Annotated in this window: 18 protein-coding genes; 1 reads left to right on the top strand and 17 read right to left on the bottom strand. The window is 69.6% G+C overall.

The genetic code is table 11. The features are described 5' to 3' along the window. Window positions 1-53: 53 nt before the first annotated feature. From lgt to ABFX36_RS13475, 17 genes are all read right to left on the bottom strand, one after another. Window positions 54-1,673, bottom strand: coding sequence for a prolipoprotein diacylglyceryl transferase (lgt, locus tag ABFX36_RS13395; protein WP_346076734.1), 1,620 nt, complete (start codon window positions 1,671-1,673; stop codon window positions 54-56). A 78-nt stretch (window positions 1,674-1,751) separates the two neighbouring features. After that, window positions 1,752-2,555: a tryptophan synthase subunit alpha gene (gene trpA / locus ABFX36_RS13400; protein WP_006895391.1), complete on the bottom strand. Its 804-nt coding sequence runs from the start codon at window positions 2,553-2,555 to the stop codon at window positions 1,752-1,754. Next, window positions 2,552-3,859, bottom strand: a complete 1,308-nt coding sequence (gene trpB, locus ABFX36_RS13405) for a tryptophan synthase subunit beta (protein WP_260868701.1) — start codon at window positions 3,857-3,859, stop codon at window positions 2,552-2,554. The genes trpA and trpB overlap by 4 nt, the downstream gene beginning before the upstream one ends. A gap of 138 nt (window positions 3,860-3,997) precedes the next feature. Further along, window positions 3,998-4,816 carry an indole-3-glycerol phosphate synthase TrpC gene (gene trpC, locus ABFX36_RS13410; protein ID WP_006895389.1) on the bottom strand — a complete coding sequence of 273 codons (819 nt, stop codon included), beginning with the start codon at window positions 4,814-4,816 and terminating at the stop codon, window positions 3,998-4,000. Between the two features lie 116 nt (window positions 4,817-4,932). Beyond that, the gene (locus tag ABFX36_RS13415; RefSeq protein ID WP_006895387.1) at window positions 4,933-5,664 is read right to left on the bottom strand and encodes a TIGR02234 family membrane protein; all 732 of its coding nucleotides are present in this window, start codon (window positions 5,662-5,664) and stop codon (window positions 4,933-4,935) included. Beyond that, window positions 5,661-7,223, bottom strand: a complete 1,563-nt coding sequence (locus tag ABFX36_RS13420) for an anthranilate synthase component I (RefSeq protein WP_085950740.1) — start codon at window positions 7,221-7,223, stop codon at window positions 5,661-5,663. Before ABFX36_RS13420 ends, ABFX36_RS13415 begins: the two co-directional genes overlap by 4 nt. An 8-nt stretch (window positions 7,224-7,231) precedes the next feature. After that, window positions 7,232-7,411, bottom strand: a complete 180-nt coding sequence (locus ABFX36_RS13425) for a tautomerase family protein (protein WP_006895384.1) — start codon at window positions 7,409-7,411, stop codon at window positions 7,232-7,234. Between the two features lie 4 nt (window positions 7,412-7,415). Further along, window positions 7,416-7,796: a phosphoribosyl-AMP cyclohydrolase gene (gene hisI / locus ABFX36_RS13430; protein WP_006895382.1), complete on the bottom strand. Its 381-nt coding sequence runs from the start codon at window positions 7,794-7,796 to the stop codon at window positions 7,416-7,418. A 40-nt stretch (window positions 7,797-7,836) separates the two neighbouring features. After that, entirely contained in the window at window positions 7,837-8,610 is a 774-nt protein-coding gene (gene hisF / locus ABFX36_RS13435; RefSeq protein WP_006895381.1) for an imidazole glycerol phosphate synthase subunit HisF, read from the bottom strand. Further along, complete coding sequence (locus ABFX36_RS13440) at window positions 8,607-9,479, bottom strand: inositol monophosphatase family protein (protein ID WP_006895380.1); 873 nt, start codon at window positions 9,477-9,479, stop codon at window positions 8,607-8,609. The genes hisF and ABFX36_RS13440 overlap by 4 nt, the downstream gene beginning before the upstream one ends. A 7-nt stretch (window positions 9,480-9,486) precedes the next feature. Further along, window positions 9,487-10,236, bottom strand: a complete 750-nt coding sequence (gene priA, locus ABFX36_RS13445; RefSeq protein ID WP_006895379.1) for a bifunctional 1-(5-phosphoribosyl)-5-((5-phosphoribosylamino)methylideneamino)imidazole-4-carboxamide isomerase/phosphoribosylanthranilate isomerase PriA — start codon at window positions 10,234-10,236, stop codon at window positions 9,487-9,489. A 144-nt stretch (window positions 10,237-10,380) separates the two neighbouring features. Then, window positions 10,381-10,656 (bottom strand): hypothetical protein, encoded by a 276-nt coding sequence (locus ABFX36_RS13450; RefSeq protein WP_006895378.1) that lies wholly within the window; start codon window positions 10,654-10,656, stop codon window positions 10,381-10,383. Continuing rightward, window positions 10,657-11,298, bottom strand: a complete 642-nt coding sequence (gene hisH / locus ABFX36_RS13455; RefSeq protein WP_006895377.1) for an imidazole glycerol phosphate synthase subunit HisH — start codon at window positions 11,296-11,298, stop codon at window positions 10,657-10,659. Next, window positions 11,295-11,939 carry an imidazoleglycerol-phosphate dehydratase HisB gene (hisB, locus tag ABFX36_RS13460; RefSeq protein ID WP_006895376.1) on the bottom strand — a complete coding sequence of 215 codons (645 nt, stop codon included), beginning with the start codon at window positions 11,937-11,939 and terminating at the stop codon, window positions 11,295-11,297. The genes hisH and hisB overlap by 4 nt, the downstream gene beginning before the upstream one ends. 5 nt (window positions 11,940-11,944) lie before the next feature. Then, window positions 11,945-13,066: a histidinol-phosphate transaminase gene (locus ABFX36_RS13465; RefSeq protein ID WP_006895375.1), complete on the bottom strand. Its 1,122-nt coding sequence runs from the start codon at window positions 13,064-13,066 to the stop codon at window positions 11,945-11,947. Continuing rightward, a complete protein-coding gene (gene hisD / locus ABFX36_RS13470; RefSeq protein ID WP_006895374.1) occupies window positions 13,063-14,385 on the bottom strand; it encodes a histidinol dehydrogenase in 1,323 nt (440 codons plus the stop codon). Before hisD ends, ABFX36_RS13465 begins: the two co-directional genes overlap by 4 nt. A 115-nt stretch (window positions 14,386-14,500) precedes the next feature. Next, window positions 14,501-15,031 (bottom strand): GNAT family N-acetyltransferase, encoded by a 531-nt coding sequence (locus ABFX36_RS13475; RefSeq protein WP_006895373.1) that lies wholly within the window; start codon window positions 15,029-15,031, stop codon window positions 14,501-14,503. Window positions 15,032-15,427: 396 nt separating this feature from the next. Between ABFX36_RS13475 and ABFX36_RS13480 the strand changes: the two genes are divergently transcribed. After that, on the top strand, window positions 15,428-16,019 hold a 592-nt coding region (locus ABFX36_RS13480; protein ID WP_346076746.1), incomplete at its 3' end, for a DUF222 domain-containing protein.

Here is a 16,019-nt window from a genome sequence, read left to right on the forward strand (position 1 = left end):
GTCGCGCCACAGCGTGTCGCCTCGGTCTCAGCCGGACACCGGTGACGACCGACTCACTTGTCCTTCGAGGTGTCGGGACCGCTCCGTTCGTCGCCTTCGGCCGGTCGTTCCCCGTCGGTCTCGACGGTCTCGTCGGCTGTGTCATCGGCGGTCTGATCGACCTCTTCGGGCGCCTCGGGGGCCTCAGTGACCCCGCGGGCCTCGGGTGCGTCGGGCTCGGGTGCGTCGTCACTGCGGCGGATCTCGATGGACCCCGCCGAACCGCCCGGATTCTGCTCGATGATCGTGATGCGCGAGAGCTCCTCGTCGTCCGCGGGAACGATCGTGTACCCCTGCTCCACAGTCGATTCGGCGATCGACGGTTCGACGCCCGGGACCACCGTGCCCTCCGGCTGGGACCCGGCGGCATCGGTCTCATCGGTCTCGGCGGCACCGGTCTCGGCGGCATCGGTCTCGGTCTCATCGGTCTCGTCCGCGCCGACAGCAGCCTCCGCGGAGTCCGCCTCCGGAGCGAAGAGAGCGTCGGAGGTGGCCGCCACCTCGAACTCCGGTTCAGCGGCCTCCGGAACCTCCGATGCGGCCTCGTCGTGAGTCCCGGCCTCGGCGTCATAGTCCGCCGGGCCCTCGTCGACCACCTCGTCCTCGTAGACCGCCTGATCGTCATAGAGCGTCTCGTCGTCGACGGCCTCGTCATGGAGCGTCTCGTCGTCGTAGACCGCCCGATCCTCGTCGGCCGCCTCGTCGTCCATCTCGGGCGGCACGTATCCGACGGCGCCCTCGGCCGCGAGTTCCTCCGCCTTGCGCGGCCAGTACATCGACAGACCCTGCTCGCGGCCCTTGGGCGCCATGACGAAGTAGAGGGCCGCGCACAGGAACACGATCGCCGCGGTGAAGACGTTCACGCGGATGCCGAAGATGTGCGTGGCGTAGTCGTCGCGCATCAGCTCGACGACGAACCGGCCGACGCAGTAGCCCGCGACGTACAGCGCGAAGAGCCGGCCGTGCCCGATGCGGAACCGCCGGTCGACGAGCACCAGCACGACCACGAAGAAGACATTCCACAGGAGTTCGTACAGGAAGGTCGGGTGCACCACCGCGTACACGTTCCCGGTGGAGACGCCGTCGATCAGCTTGTACGAGATCACTCCGCTGGAGTCGGAGCGGTCGTAGATCTCCAGGCCCCACGGCACGGTGGTGGGCCGACCGAACAGTTCCTGGTTGAAGTAGTTGCCGAGCCGGCCGATGGCCTGCGCGAGCAGGATCGCCGGCGCGATCGCGTCCCCGAACGGCGGAAGCCTGATACCCATGGTCCGGGCTCCGAGCCATGCACCGACAGCGCCGAGCGCGACCGCGCCCCAGATGCCGAGGCCGCCGTCCCAGATGCGGAAGACCGCACCGAGGCCTTTTCCTCCGGCGCCGAAATACGTGCTCCAGTCGGTGAGCACGTGATACAGCCGGCCGCCGATCAGCCCGAAGGGCACCGCCCACAGTGCGACGTCGACCACCTCACCGGGCTGACCGCCGCGGGCCCGCCAGCGGCGACTGCCCCACCAGACCGCGACGACGATGCCGACGATGATGAACAGGGCGTAAGCGCGGATCGGCACGGGGCCGAGGTACCACACCCCCTGCGGCGGGCTCGGAATGTAAGCGAGGACGGTTCCGTCAGTCACGGGTGCCACAGTATCGTGCAACCGTCTCACCGTCTGTGACCGCCTGGGCTCGACGCCCGTGGACGCGCTCCGAGTCGGTCAGCTTCGGGCGCGGCGGACGCCCGCGGCCAGATCCGACACCACTGCGGCGACGGCGTCCTGGCCCTTCTCCACGGCCGCGACGATGGCCGAGCCGACGATCACGCCGTCGGCGTAGGCCCCGATCTCCGCTGCCTGATCGCCGTCGCGGACGCCGAGTCCGACACCGATCGGGATGTCGGAGTACTCGCGGACCCGCGCGCACAGTTCGGGCGCCGCATTGGAGACCGTGTCGCGTGCGCCGGTGACGCCCATGGTCGAGGCCGCGTAGACGAAGCCGCGGCAGTTGTCGAGCGTCATCGCCAGACGCTCGGGAGTGGACGACGGCGCCACCAGGTAGATCCGGTCGAGATCGTGTGCGTCCGACGCCGCGTGCCATTCGGCCCCCTCGTCGGGGATGAGGTTCGGCGTGATCAGTCCGACGCCGCCCGCAGCGGCGAGATCGCGGGCGAAGGCGTCGACGCCGTACTTGAGGACCAGGTTCCAGTAGGTCATGACCACGGGCTGTGCGCCGGCCGAGGCGACGGTCTCGGCGGCGGCGAAGACGTCGCGGACACGGCAGCCGTTCTCCAGTGCCTTCTGTGCCGCCTGCGCGACGGTCGGGCCGTCCATGACCGGGTCGGAGTACGGGATGCCGATCTCCACGATGTCGCATCCGGCCTCGACCATGGTCCGCAACGTCGTCAACGAGTCGGCCACGGTCGGGTAGCCGACCGGCGTGTAGCCGATCAGCGCCGGACGGTTGTCCGCCTTGCACGCCGCGAACGTGGCTCCCAGCCGGGAGTCGGGGGCGGGCTTGCTCATCGAGCGTTCTCCTTTGCGGCTGCGGCGAGGCGGGCGGCGTACTCGGTCTCCGACGGCGGCTTCTCGAAGAGATCGAACCAGCGGGCCGCTGTCTCCACGTCCTTGTCGCCGCGGCCCGAGAGGCTCACGATGATGACCGCGCCTTCACCGAGTTCCCGGCCGAGGCGGAGAGCACCGGCGACGGCGTGGGCAGACTCGATGGCCGGGATGATGCCCTCTTTGCGCGAGAGCAGTGCGAGCGCCTCCATGGCCTCATCGTCGTTGATCGGCCGGTACTCGGCCCGTCCGATCTGCTGCAGATGCGCGTGCTCCGGACCGACGCCGGGGTAGTCGAGTCCCGCCGAGATGGAGTGGGACTCGATGGTCTGCCCGTCCTCGTCCTGCAGGAGGTACGAGTAGGCGCCCTGGAAGGCGCCGGGAGATCCGCCCGCGAAGGTCGCGGCGTGCCGTCCGGTCTCGACGCCGTCGCCGCCGGCCTCGAATCCGACCATGCGGACGCCCTCGTCGTCGATGAACGGATGGAACATGCCGATCGCGTTCGATCCACCGCCGACGCAGGCGGTGACCGCGTCGGGCAGGCGCCCGATCTTCTCAAGGATCTGCACCCGCGACTCCAGGCCGATGATCCGCTGGAGGTCGCGGACGATCATCGGGAACGGATGCGGGCCGGCGGCCGTGCCGAAGCAGTAGTACGTGGTGTCGGCATTGGTCACCCAGTCGCGCAAGGCCTCGTTGATCGCGTCCTTCAGCGTCGCCGAACCGGTCTCGACGGCGACCACGGTGGCGCCGAGAAGACGCATGCGGGCGACGTTGAGTCCCTGCCGCTCGGTGTCGACGCGTCCCATGTAGACCAGGCATTCCAGGCCGAGCAGGGCGCAGGCCGTCGCTGTCGCCACTCCGTGCTGGCCGGCGCCGGTCTCGGCGATGACGCGGGTCTTGCCCATCTTCTTCGCCAGGAGCGCCTGGCCGAGGACGTTGTTGATCTTGTGCGAGCCGGTGTGGTTCAGATCCTCCCGCTTGAGGAACAGACGTGCGCCGCCCGCGTCCTCACGCAGCCGCTCGGCCTCGTACAGCGGTGACGGACGACCGGTGTAGTCGCGTTGCAGCCGGTCGAGTTCGTTGAGGAAGTCGGTGTCGACGCGCAGCTTCTCGTAGGTCGCGGTGACCTCCTCGATCACCGCCATCAGCGCCTCGGGGACGTGGCGTCCGCCGAAGTCGCCCCAGTGGCCTCGATCGTCGGGGCCGATCGGGTGGACGTCGGAGACGCCGTCGCTGGCCTTGGGGAACGCCGTGCCAGTCGACATGCGCTGGGCGGCTTCGGGATTGTCTGTCACGTCTTCAGTATCCTCATCGTTCGATCCCGGCGGCAACTGGATTTACCGCTCGCCCCGAGCCCCGCCGAGAACAGCGGGGGCGGGGTCGTCAGTGCTGTTCGCCGGCCGTCAGCGCGACGGTTTGGGGCACGACGGGTGCGAGCCCGCCGTCACCAGGTCGGCCACCGCGAGCCGCGGATCGCCACTGGTCACGACGCCTTCGCCGACCAGGATCGCGTCAGCGCCGGCCCCTGCGTAAGCCAGCAGGTCCGCGGGCCCGCGCACGCCGGACTCGGCCACCTTGATGGTGCTCGACGGGAGCCCGGGGGCGATGCGCGCGAAGCAGTCGCGGTCCACTTCCAGAGTCTTCAGGTTGCGGGCGTTGACGCCGACGACCTTGGCCCCGGCCTCCAGCGCGCGGTCGGCCTCCTCCTCGGTGTGCACCTCGACGAGGGCCGTCATGCCCAGCGACTCCGTGCGGTCGAGGAGCGAGGCGAGGACCTGCTGCTCCAAGGCGGCGACGATCAGCAGGATGACGTCCGCTCCGTGTGCGCGCGCCTCGTGGATCTGATACGGCCCGACGATGAAGTCCTTGCGGAGGATCGGGATGTCGATCGCCGCACGCACCGCGTCGAGGTCGGCGAGCGACCCGCCGAAGCGGCGTTCCTCGGTGAGGACGCTGACGATGCGAGCGCCGCCGTCCTCGTACGCCTTCGCCAGATCGGCCGGGTCGGGGATGTTCGCGAGCCGGCCCTTGGAGGGACTCGACCGCTTCACTTCGGCGATGACCGCGATATCGGTCTGACTCAGCGCCGCCATCGCATCTCGCGGCGCCGGCGCCGCTGCCGCGGCCTTCTTGACTGCGGCGAGATCGAGGACCGATTCGCGCGCGGCGACGTCAGCCTTGACTCCCTCGATGATCGAATCGAGCACTGACTGGTTGCTCACGACTATCGGCCCCTTTCACTGCGTGCATCAAGAGTAAGCACCACCGCGGGAGACCGGGAGGCTGGGGTCGCTTCACCCGTGATCCACGTCGCGAACAGGCCCGCGACCGCCGGTCCTCAGCGGGTGGGACCGGCGTCGTCGGCGGAGTGATCCGCCGGGTCGTCGGTGGGGTCGATCCCCTCGTCGAGCGAGTCCCACAGCAATCGCTCGTTGGGCGCGGGAGCGGCTGGTTCGCCCGCTGCCGCGGCCCGCTCGCGCTCGGTGAAGATCTGCCGTTCGAGTTCGTCGCGGCGGGCGGCGGGCGCCGAGTACTTCGACGACATGCCGCCCTGGTTGGCCGTTCGGGCCATCGCAACCGCGCCGAGCACCGCACAGATCGCCGAGGCGATCACCAGGTACCCGGGGGTGGACTCGGTGGGAATGCCGTCCACCACGGCTCGCGCCGGGACGTCGACCATCTGCACGATGTAGAGATTGTCCTCGCCCTCGGTGAGCAGGGAGATGGCCGGAATGACGGCGACGCCGCCGCCGATCGCCACCAGGATCGCGACGATGCGCAGGGCCCAGCCGCGCAACGCGAACTGCGCGATGACGGCGGCGGCCATCGCGATCGCCACCGGTGTGAGCCACGGACTCCAGTCCGAGCCGTGCACCGTGAACTCGCGGGCCGGTCCCAGATCCGGTGCCACGAGGATCGTGGCCCACTGCATCCGGGACGCAGCCCAGAGGCCGAGTGCGGCCAGCAGGATCAGCACCGAGGCGATCGCCTGCCACCGCCGGTTGACGGGCCGCGCAGCCGTGGCCGGCTCCTCGGGGGTCTGCTGCTCGGGGGTCTGCGGATTGCTCATGGGGTCTCCTCCCCCGCCACCGGGCGCATGGTGCCGGCGGCGGCTACTGCGGCGAGCACCGCCGACGCCTTGTTGCGCGCCTCGTTGAACTCGTACTTGGCGTCGCTGTCGGCGACGACTCCGCCGCCGGCCTGGACGTAGGCAGTGCGGCCGGACATCAGTGCCGTCCGGATCGCGATCGCGGTGTCGGCGTTGCCTGCGAAATCGAGATATCCGACGACGCCCCCGTACAGTCCGCGGCGGGTGATCTCGTTGGCCTCGATCAATTCCATCGCCCGGACCTTCGGTGCCCCGGTGAGGGTTCCCGCCGGGAAGCAGGCGGTCACCGCATCGAGCGCCTGCTTGTCGTCGCGAAGAGTTCCGGAGACCGTGGACACCAGGTGCATCACGTGGCTGTAGCGCTCCACTCGGCGGTAGTCCGTGACGCGGACAGTGCCCGGCTCGCATACCCGGCCCAGATCGTTGCGGCCCAGGTCGACCAGCATCAGATGCTCGGAGTTCTCCTTCTCGTCCTCGAGCAGGCCCTTCGCGAGCAACTGGTCCTCCGCCTCGGTGGCACCGCGCCAGCGCGTGCCCGCGATCGGGTGTGTGGTGGCCACCCGATCGGTGACGGTGACCAGTGCCTCGGGCGAGGATCCGACGATCGTGAACGGCTCCCGGTCGACGCCCGGCATCCGAAGCAGGTACATGTACGGGCTCGGATTCGACGCGCGCAGGACGCGGTACACGTCGAGCGGATCGGCGTCGGTGTCGATCTCGAAGCGCATCGACGGCACCACCTGGAACGCCTCACCCGCCTCGATCTGTCCGACCAGACCCTCGACGATCTCGCGGTAGTCGTCCAGCGTGCGCTGCGAGCGGTAGTCGGGCGCGGGCCTGTCGAAGGTCGAGACGGTGGAGGGAGCCGGGGCGGCCAGCGCCCGGGTCATCGCATCCAGCCGCGCGACGGCGTCGTGGTAGGCCTCTTCGGCGCGCTCGTCGCTGCCGTCCCAGTTCACGGCGTTCGCGATCAGGGTGATCGTGCCCTCGTGGTGGTCGAAGGCGGCGAGATCGGCCACCAGCAGCCAGAACATGTCGGGGAGCCGCAGGTCGTCGACCGTCTGTTCCGGAAGCCGCTCCAGGCGGCGCACGAAGTCGTAGGCCATGAAGCCGACGAAGCCGCCGGTCAGCGGCGGCATCCCGTCGAGCGGATCGGTCTGCAGCAGCCGCAACGACTCGTCGAGCGCCGCAACCGGATCGCCGCCCACCGGAGCTCCCGCGGGGACGTCGCCCCACCAGTGCGCCTGCCCGTCGGCGACGGTCAGGGCCGAACGGGTGCCCGCGCCGATGAACGACCAGCGCGACCACGAGGCGCCGTTCGGCGCGGATTCGAGCAGGAAGGTGCCTTCGCGGAGACCGCCGCCGGCCCCCGGCTCGGCTGCCAGCTTCCGGAACGCCGACAGCGGTGTCTCGGAGTCGGCGAGGACCTTGCGGGTCACCGGGACCACTCGGTGGTCGCGCGCCAGATCGAGGAAGGTGGCGAGCGGGGTCGTGCTCGCGGAGTTGTCTGCGGTGCTCATCGTGCCCGTCACCCCAGCGGCTCTCCGCCGACGCCCCAGTGCTGGCGCGGCACTTCGGTGATCGTCACCCACACCGAGTCGGGATTCTTGCCCGTCGCTTTGGCGTACGCCTCGGTGACCGCGGCGATCGTCTCGCGCTTCACGCGGTCGGAGAGACCCGGCGTCTGGGATATCTGAATCAGCGGCATCGCGTCACCGTTCCTGGTCGTCGGTTCGCGCGGGTTCGGCAGGCACCCCGAACTCCAGCGGCTCGGTGTCGAAGCAACTGTGATTGCCGGTATGGCAGGCCGCACCCGTCTGGTCGACGGTCAGCAGCAGGGTGTCGCCGTCGCAGTCGATCCGGATGTCGTGGACGTACTGGGTGTGCCCGCTGGTCTCGCCCTTGACCCAGTACTCCCCGCGGGACCGCGAGTAGTAGGTGGCCTTGCGGGTCGCGAGCGTCCGCTCCAGGGCTTCGTCGTCCATCCAGGCCATCATCAAGACGATGCCGGTGGACCGTTCCTGCGCGATCGCGGCGAACAGACCGTCGTCGTTTCGCTTCAACGTGGCTGCGAGCTCTGCGGGCAGCGCCATGATTCTCCCTCTTCTCGAACGTGTGCGGCCGGTGACGGTCTCAGCGCACCACGATGTGCTCGGCGCGCATCGCGTCCTTGACTTCGCCGATCGTCATGTCGCCGAAATGGAACACCGAAGCGGCCAGAACGGCGTCCGCGCCGGCTTCGACAGCCGGTGCGAAGTCGGCGACCTCGCCCGCACCGCCGCTGGCGATGATGGGGATGGTGACCGCGTCGCGCACGGCCCGGATCATCGCGATGTCGAATCCGGCCTTGGTGCCGTCGGCGTCCATCGAGTTCAGCAGGATCTCACCGACGCCGAGTTCCTGCCCGCGGCGAGCCCATTCGACGGCGTCGATGCCGGTGCCCCGGCGACCGCCGTGAGTGGTGACCTCCCAACCAGACGGCGTCGCCTCGCCGCCCTCGGGCACCGTCCGCGCGTCCACCGACAGCACGATGCACTGAGAACCGAACCTCCGGCTCATCTCGCTCAGCACGTCGGGCCGTGCGATGGCGGCCGTGTTGACGCTCACCTTGTCGGCGCCCGCGCGCAGCATGGTGTCGACGTCGTCGACGGTGCGGATGCCGCCGCCGACGGTCAGCGGGATGAAGATCGCGTCGGCGGTGCGCCGCACCACGTCGAGCATGGTGCCGCGGCCCGCACTGGACGCCGTGACGTCGAGGAAGGTCAACTCGTCGGCGCCCTCGGCGTCGTAGCGCTCCGCGAGTTCCACCGGGTCCCCGGCATCACGCAGATTCTCGAAATTGACGCCCTTCACCACTCGCCCGTCGTCGACGTCCAGACACGGGATGACGCGGACTGCCACGCTCACGGGTGAGTCTCCTTGCTGTTGGTTCGTTCTCGACTGCCGAGGTCCCGGTCGGCGAACTGATCCGGCATCGCCTCGCCGATCACCTCGAGCAATTGTCCATGAAGCAGGCGATTGCCCGCGACGAGCGACGTGGACTGGACGGTCCACGGGTCGCCCGCGAGGTCGGTCACGACGCCTCCCGCGGCGCGCATCAGCGCCGCGCCGGCCGCGTTGTCCCACGCCTTCGCGCTGAACGACACCGCGCCGCCGAACACGCCGGCCGCCGCATACGCGATGTCGGTGCCGGTGGAGCCGGTCATCCGCAGCCGGCCGGCACGGTAGCTGAGGCGGCGCTGCAACTCAGCGCGCCCGGCGCCCGGGACCTCGCCGCGCGCTCGCGCGTTGAACGACCCGAAGCCGATGACGGCCGATTCCAGCGGGCTGTCGGGCACGGGCTCGGCCGCCTCCCCGTCGATGATCAGCGGACCGCCGATATGACCGGCGAAGCGCTGGCCGACCAGCGGGAGTCGGGTGAGCCCGAGCACCGGCACACCGTCGACGGCGAGCGCCAGCAGCATCGCGGCGATCGGCATCCCCACCGAATAGTTGAAGGTCCCGTCGATCGGATCGAGAATCCACATCGCGCCGTCGTCGGGGGCCGGGCCGCCGAACTCCTCGCCGTGGACCTCGATGCCCGTCCGTCGCTCGAGCTTCTCGGCGATGCTGCGCTCCAGCGCGAGATCGACGTCGGTGGCGAAGTCGCCACGGCCCTTCGCGTGCGTGCCCGGCGAGCCCAGCCCGTCGACGAACAGCCCGGTGACCTCGTCGAGCACCGATTCCCCGGCAGCCAGCAGCTGCGGGTAGTCGCGTGCGTCGACGGCATCGGTCACGGCCGGTTCACCGGCTCCCGGCGCCCGCGACGGCGTCGAGCGCCTCGCGCAGTGTGAAGCGGCCCGCGTACAGGGCCTTGCCAACGATGGCGCCCTCCACGCCCAGCGCGGTCAGCTCGGCGATCGCGAGCAGGTCGTCGATCTGCGAGATGCCGCCCGAGGCCACGACGGGCGAGTCGGTGGCGCGGGCCACCTGTTCCAGCAGTTCCAGATTGGGTCCGCTCAGCGTGCCGTCCTTGCTGACGTCGGTGACGACGTACCGCGCACAACCGTCGTTGTTCAGGCGCTCCAGGGTCTCCCACAGGTCGCCGCCCTCGGTGACCCAGCCGCGGCCGCGCACCGTGTACGAGGAGCCGTTGCGCGTCACGTCGAGTCCCACGGCGATCTTGTCTCCGTACTCGGCGATCGCGCGTGCGCACCAGGCGGGGTTCTCGATGGCGGCGGTGCCGAGATTGACCCGCGTGCACCCGGTCGCCAGCGCGGCGGCGAGCGAGGCGTCGTCGCGGATGCCGCCGGACAGCTCCACCTTCACGTCCACTGCGGCGGCCACCTGGGCGAGCAGCTCACGGTTGTCGCCGCGGCCGAACGCCGCGTCGAGATCTACGAGATGCAGCCACTGGGCGCCGTCCCGCTGCCAGGCCAGCGCAGCGTCGCGCGGTGAGCCGTAGGAGGTCTCCGATCCGGCCTCGCCCTTGACCAGGCGAACCGCCTGACCGTCGACCACGTCGACGGCCGGGAGGAGTTCGAGGATGCCCATCAGTTCAGTTTCGCTTTCGGTGTGTACGGTGCCGGCCGCACGTTGTCGTGTCGCGGGGTCGACATGTTTGTGGGGGTGCTGTGGAGGCGCCGTGTCGCGGGTGTCCGGGCGCGAGCGTCCACCGTCCGGTGCCGCCGGAGCCGGTCACTTCTCCTGTGTTCGCCTGCGTTCCAATTCCGCCCGGCGGGCATCGATCTCCCGCTGCACGCCGGCCAGCATCCGGCGCGAGACGAGGGCGATCGCGACCACCATCAGCACGATGGCGGCGAGGGCGACGCACAGCGCGGCGGTCGGGTACGGTCGCGCCAGCGACAGCACGATCGGCAGCATCACCGCGAGCACCAGCACGCCCGCACCGAGCGAATAGAACACCAGTCTCGCGAACGAGAACTGCTGTGCCGCTTCGCTTGTCTCTTTCACTTACGCGATCCCCCCGATCCAGTTCCGCAGCAGCTCGGCGCCGACGTCACCGGACTTCTCGGGATGGAACTGCGTGGCCGAGAGCGGACCGTTCTCGACCGCGGACAGGAACCGTCCACCGTGCTCGGACCAGGTGAGTTTCGGCGTCTGTATCGGCGAACCCGCCGAATCCATCTCCCACGTCTGCGCGGCGTAGGAGTGAACGAAGTAGAAGCGTGCGTCGTCGTCGATACCGTCGAAGAGCACCGAGTCGTCCGGTGCGTCGACGGTGTTCCAGCCCATGTGCGGGAGCACCTCCGCCGGCAGTCTGGTCACCGAACCCGGCCACTCGCCGCAGCCCTGCGTGTCGACGCCGAACTCGACGCCGTGACTGAACAGGATCTGCATCCCCACGCAGATTCCGAGCACCGGCCGCCCGCCCGCCAGCCGGCGTCCGATGATCCGATCGCCCCGGACCGCCTTCAACCCGGCCATGCAGGCCGCGAACGCACCGACGCCGGGCACCACCAGTCCGTCGGCACCGATCGCGGTCTCGAAGTCGGACGTGATCTCGACCTGCGCTCCGGCTCGCTCCAGCGCTCGCTGCGCCGAGCGCAGGTTGCCCGAACCGTAGTCGAGGAGCGCGACGCGCGGTGAACTCACAGGGCGCCCTTCGTCGACGGGATGCCCGAGGTCCGCGGATCCGGTTCGACGGCCTCGCGCAGTGCTCGCGCGACGGCCTTGAACTCGGCCTCGGTGATGTGGTGCTGGTCGCGGCCGTACAGCACGCGGACGTGCAGGGCAATGCGGGCGTTGAGCGCGATCGATTCGAACGCATGACGGTTGAGGACGGTCGCGTACGACACGACCGGCTTGTCGCCGCCGGAATAGCCGCCGATCACGGCGGTCAGCATGTGATCGGGTTCGCCGGTGTGCACGCAGTACGGTCGGCCCGAGACGTCCACGATGGCCTGGGCGAGCGTCTCATCCATCGGGATCCAGGCGTCGCCGAACCGGCGGATGCCCCTCTTGTCGCCGAGAGCCTGCCCGATGGCCTGTCCCAGCACGATGCAGGTGTCCTCCACCGTGTGGTGCGCCTCGATCTCGATGTCGCCCTTCGCGTGCACGGTGAGGTCGAAGCTGCCATGCGCACCGAACGCGGTGAGCATGTGGTCGAAGAACGGCACCGAGGTGTCGATGTCGGTCCTGCCGGTGCCGTCGAGGTTGATCTCGACGGTGATCGACGACTCGCGCGTGGTGCGCTCGACGCGGGCGATCCGGGGTTCGTGCTGCGCTGTTGTCACTGCTGCTACTGCTGCTTTCGGTCGGTATCGGCCAGTTCCGCGCTGACGGCCAGGAAGGCGTCGTTCTCGGCTGGTAGTCCAATGGTCGCACGCAGGTGCCCGGGGATGCCGACATCCCTGATCAGGACACCGCGGTCGAGGTAGCGCTGCCAGGTGGCGGGAGCGTCCGCGAACTCGCCGAAGAGGATGAAGTTCGCATCCGACGGCGTCACCGCGTATCCCATACCCGTGAGCGCGGCGGCCACGCGGTCGCGTTCGGCGGCGATCGCGGCGACCGCACCGAGCGTTTCCGACGAGTGCTGCAGGGCCGCCCGCGCGGCGGCCTGCGTCAGCACCGACAGGTGGTACGGCAAGCGCACCAGAAGCAGCGCCTCGATCATGGCCGGCGCCGCGGCCAGATAGCCGAGCCGGCCGCCCGCGAAGGCGAACGCCTTGCTCATGGTCCGCGACACGATCAGCTTGCTGCCGAACTCGTCGATCAGCGAGACCGCGCTCGGCTGCGACGAGAACTCGCCGTAGGCCTCGTCGACGATCACGATGCCGGGGGCCGCGTCGAGGAGACGCCGCAGATCGGCGATCGCGACGCTCCCGCCGGTCGGATTGTTCGGCGAGGTCACGAAGACGATGTCGGGCCGGTGCTCGGCGATCGCTGCGACGGCCTGCTCCACGTCCAGAGAGAAGTCGTCCGCGCGATGAGCGGGGACCCACTGCGTCTGCGTGCCGTCGGCGATGATCGGGTGCATCGAGTACGACGGCACGAAGCCCATCGCCGTGCGCCCGGGCCCACCGAAGGCCTGCAGGATCTGCTGGAGGATCTCGTTGGAGCCGTTGGCCGCCCACACGTTGTCGACCGACAGTTCCACGCCCGTGGCCGCGCTGAGGTACGCGGCGAGGTCCGAACGCAGGCCCACCGCATCCCGATCCGGGTATCGGTGCAGATCCTCGGCCGCGGCGGCGACCGCCTTCGCGACGTCGTCGATCAGCGCACGACTCGGCGGGTGCGGGTTCTCGTTGGTGTTCAGCACCACCGGAACCTGAAGCTGCGGTGCTCCGTACGGCGACTTCCCGCGCAGCGAGTCGCGCAACGGGAGGTCGGCGAGACCCACGGACCGGCCCGGACCGGTCACCGTGCTCCCCCGAACCTGGCCTGGACCGCCTCGCCGTGCGCGGGAAGGTCTTCGGCGTTCGCCAGCGTCACGACGCGGTCGGCGATCTCCGCGAGCGCGTCGCGGTCGTAGTCGATCACATGCACTCCGCGCAGGAACGTCTGCACCGACAGGCCGGAGGCGTACTTGGCCGAGCCGGACGTCGGCAGAACGTGGTTGGAGCCCGCGCTGTAATCACCGAGGCTCACCGGCGAATAAGTACCGACGAAGATCGCGCCGGCGCTGGTCACTCTGTCGGCCACGGCCTGCGCGTCACGCGTCTGGATCTCCAGGTGCTCGGCCGCGTACGCGTCGACGACAGCCAGCCCGGCGTCGATGTCGTCCACCAGGACCACCCCGGATTGCGGACCGGCCAGCGCGGTCTTGACGCGCTCGGAGTGCTTCGTGGCCGACGCCGCGAGTTCCACGGCCTCGTCGACCGCATCGGCGAGCGCCTCGCTGTCGGTGACGAGCACCGCCGCCGCGAGGACGTCGTGCTCGGCCTGGCTGATGAGATCGGAGGCGACGACCGCGGGATCGGCGGAGTCGTCGGCCAGAATCGCGATCTCGGTGGGACCGGCCTCGGAGTCGATGCCGACCACGCCGCGCACGAGGCGCTTGGCCGCGGTGACGTAGATGTTGCCGGGACCGGTGATGAGATCGACCGGGTCCAGGACGCGGCCGTCGGTGTCGTCACCGCCGTAGGCCAGAAGCGCGATGCCCTGCGCACCGCCGACGGCCCACACCTCGTCGACCCCGAGCAGGGCGCACGCGGCGAGGATGGTCGGGTGCGGCCATCCGCCGAAGTCGGCCTGGGCGGGAGACGCGACGACGAGTGAGCCGACACCCGCCTCCTGAGCCGGGACCACGTTCATGATCACGCTGGACGGGTAGACGGCGTTGCCTCCGGGAACGTACAGACCCACGCGACGCACCGGGATCCACTTCTCGGCGACGGTTCCGCCGGGCACCACCTGGGTGACCGAGGTCTGGCGTCGCTGGTCTGCGTGCACCAGGCGAGCGCGACGGATCGACTCCTCCAGGGCATCGGCGACCGCGCCGTCGAGGTCGGCCCGCGCCTTGGCGATCACCTCCGCCGGGACGCGGACTGACGCCGGGCGGACCCTGTCGAACTTCTCGGTGTAGTCGAGGGCCGCGGTGGCACCATGCTCAGCGACCGCTTCGACGACGGGAGTGACCGTGGGCAGCACGGCGTTGACGTCGGTTCCGCCGCGCGGCAGCGCACGACGCAGTTGGCTCAGCGTCGGGGTGCTGCCTCGCAGGTCGGTTCGGGTGAGCATGTGTTCTCCGCTCCGCTTTCGAGGACTTGAGGGCACTGTCCAGGATATGCGGTCGATGCAAACCGTTTGCGCACCGGCCTCGGAGCCGAAGGCGACTGAACACTCCGCATGCGATTCAGGCCCGTTCGGCGGTCGACCTTCTCGTCGGGCCCGGCCGCCGCGCGGGGTCGCGCCGCATCGGCACGTGCGGAATCCCGTCCTCGACGAACTCCGGTCCGTCGGGGACGTATCCCCACCGTGAATACAGGCCCGCGAGGTGGGCCTGAGCGTCGAGAACACTCGGGCGGTCGGCGATGTAGGCGACGGCCCGATCCAGGAGGGCCCGCATCAACCCGGTGCCTCGGAGTTCGGGCCGCACGCAGGCCCGGCCGATCCGGTGCCGGGTCTCGCCGTCGGGAAGTGGGTCCAGCAGCACGCGCACAGTGGCGACCGGACTTCCGTCCACGGGGTCCGCGCACCAGAGGTGGAGAGTGGTGGGCTCCACATCCCGGCCGTCCAACTCGTGGTAGGCGCAGTCCTGTTCGACGACGAAGACCTCCTCGCGCAGTCGCAGCAGACCGTAGAACGTGATCGGGTCCAGTTCGGAGGCGGTCGAGGCGTACACGGTCGGCGTCATTCCACCGATGATGCCCGAACGTACGGACATCTAGGCTCGACCCATGACGAAGACGGCCCCCGGTGACGACTCGGTGGATGCGTATCTCGCTGCTGTCACGGACCAGCGGCGGCGGGACGACGCCCGGCTCGTGGTCCGACTGTTTCGGGAGGTGACCGGTACCGAGCCGGTGATGTGGGGGTCGATGGTCGGTTTCGGCCGCCACCGCTATCAGACCGCGGACGGACGGTCGCACGAGACTTTCGCGGTCGGTCTCGCGGCCCGGCGACAGGCGCCACTGTTCGCCCCGATAGCGCTCGTCCATGGGCTGCCCGACAGGTCTGCGGCTTCTCTCACAGTTCTTGTCGGAGGTCGGCGGTATGATTCGAACATAGAAGCACAGCAGGAGTGTTCTCGGACACTGTTCAGGTGGAGGGGGTGGGTTCGATGGTCACGTCGGAGGTGCTGCTGCCGGACGACCCGGCCGCCCTCGCCCGCCTGTTGGAGGCTGCGGCGACCAAGTTCGCGTCCCTACCGCTGTCCGCGGTGACCGAAGACGCCCTGTTGGAAACCGTCGAGACCCTCGAGCGCACGCATCGTCGTCTCGACGGTGTCGACGCCGCAGTGCTGGTGGAGGTCTCCGACCGCAGCGCCTACCGCAAAGCCGGATACCTGTCGGTGCATCAGTATTTGGCGCAGGGGTTGCGGCTCGGTGACGGTGCCGCCCGACGCCGACGCGTCAGTGCCGCCGGCATCGGACGATTCACCGAACTGCAAGGACAGACCCGCGAACCGATACTGCCGGCGACTGCGGTCGCGGTGGGCGAGGGTGCGATCGGTGCCGACCACGTCCGCGAGATCGACGCCGTCATGGACAAGATTCCCACCGCGATCGACGCGCAGACCCGGGCACGGGCTGAGGCGCAGTTGGCGTGGGTCGCCCGTGAGTTGAGTCCGGCCGGTGTCCGCACCGCCGGCATCCGACTGCTCGCGCACCTGGATCCGGACGGAACCGTCACCGACGAACGCGACCGCAAAC

It is taken from the genome of Gordonia cholesterolivorans (assembly GCF_039531975.1).
GTDB classification, from domain to species: domain Bacteria; phylum Actinomycetota; class Actinomycetes; order Mycobacteriales; family Mycobacteriaceae; genus Gordonia; species Gordonia sihwensis.

Excerpts from the sequence above, each read along its gene's own strand:
- priA (WP_006895379.1), bottom strand. The coding sequence starts at position 10,236 with ATGGGCATCCTCGAACTCCTCCCGGCCGTCGACGTGGTCGACGGTCAG.
- hisI (WP_006895382.1), bottom strand. The coding sequence starts at position 7,796 with ATGGCGCTGCCCGCAGAGCTCGCAGCCACGTTGAAGCGAAACGACGAC.
- ABFX36_RS13425 (WP_006895384.1), bottom strand. The coding sequence starts at position 7,411 with ATGCCGCTGATTCAGATATCCCAGACGCCGGGTCTCTCCGACCGCGTG.
- trpA (WP_006895391.1), bottom strand. The coding sequence starts at position 2,555 with ATGAGCAAGCCCGCCCCCGACTCCCGGCTGGGAGCCACGTTCGCGGCG.
- hisD (WP_006895374.1), bottom strand. The coding sequence starts at position 14,385 with ATGCTCACCCGAACCGACCTGCGAGGCAGCACCCCGACGCTGAGCCAA.
- trpB (WP_260868701.1), bottom strand. The coding sequence starts at position 3,859 with ATGTCGACTGGCACGGCGTTCCCCAAGGCCAGCGACGGCGTCTCCGAC.
- ABFX36_RS13475 (WP_006895373.1), bottom strand. The coding sequence starts at position 15,031 with ATGTCCGTACGTTCGGGCATCATCGGTGGAATGACGCCGACCGTGTAC.
- ABFX36_RS13415 (WP_006895387.1), bottom strand. The coding sequence starts at position 5,664 with ATGAGCAATCCGCAGACCCCCGAGCAGCAGACCCCCGAGGAGCCGGCC.
- ABFX36_RS13420 (WP_085950740.1), bottom strand. The coding sequence starts at position 7,223 with ATGAGCACCGCAGACAACTCCGCGAGCACGACCCCGCTCGCCACCTTC.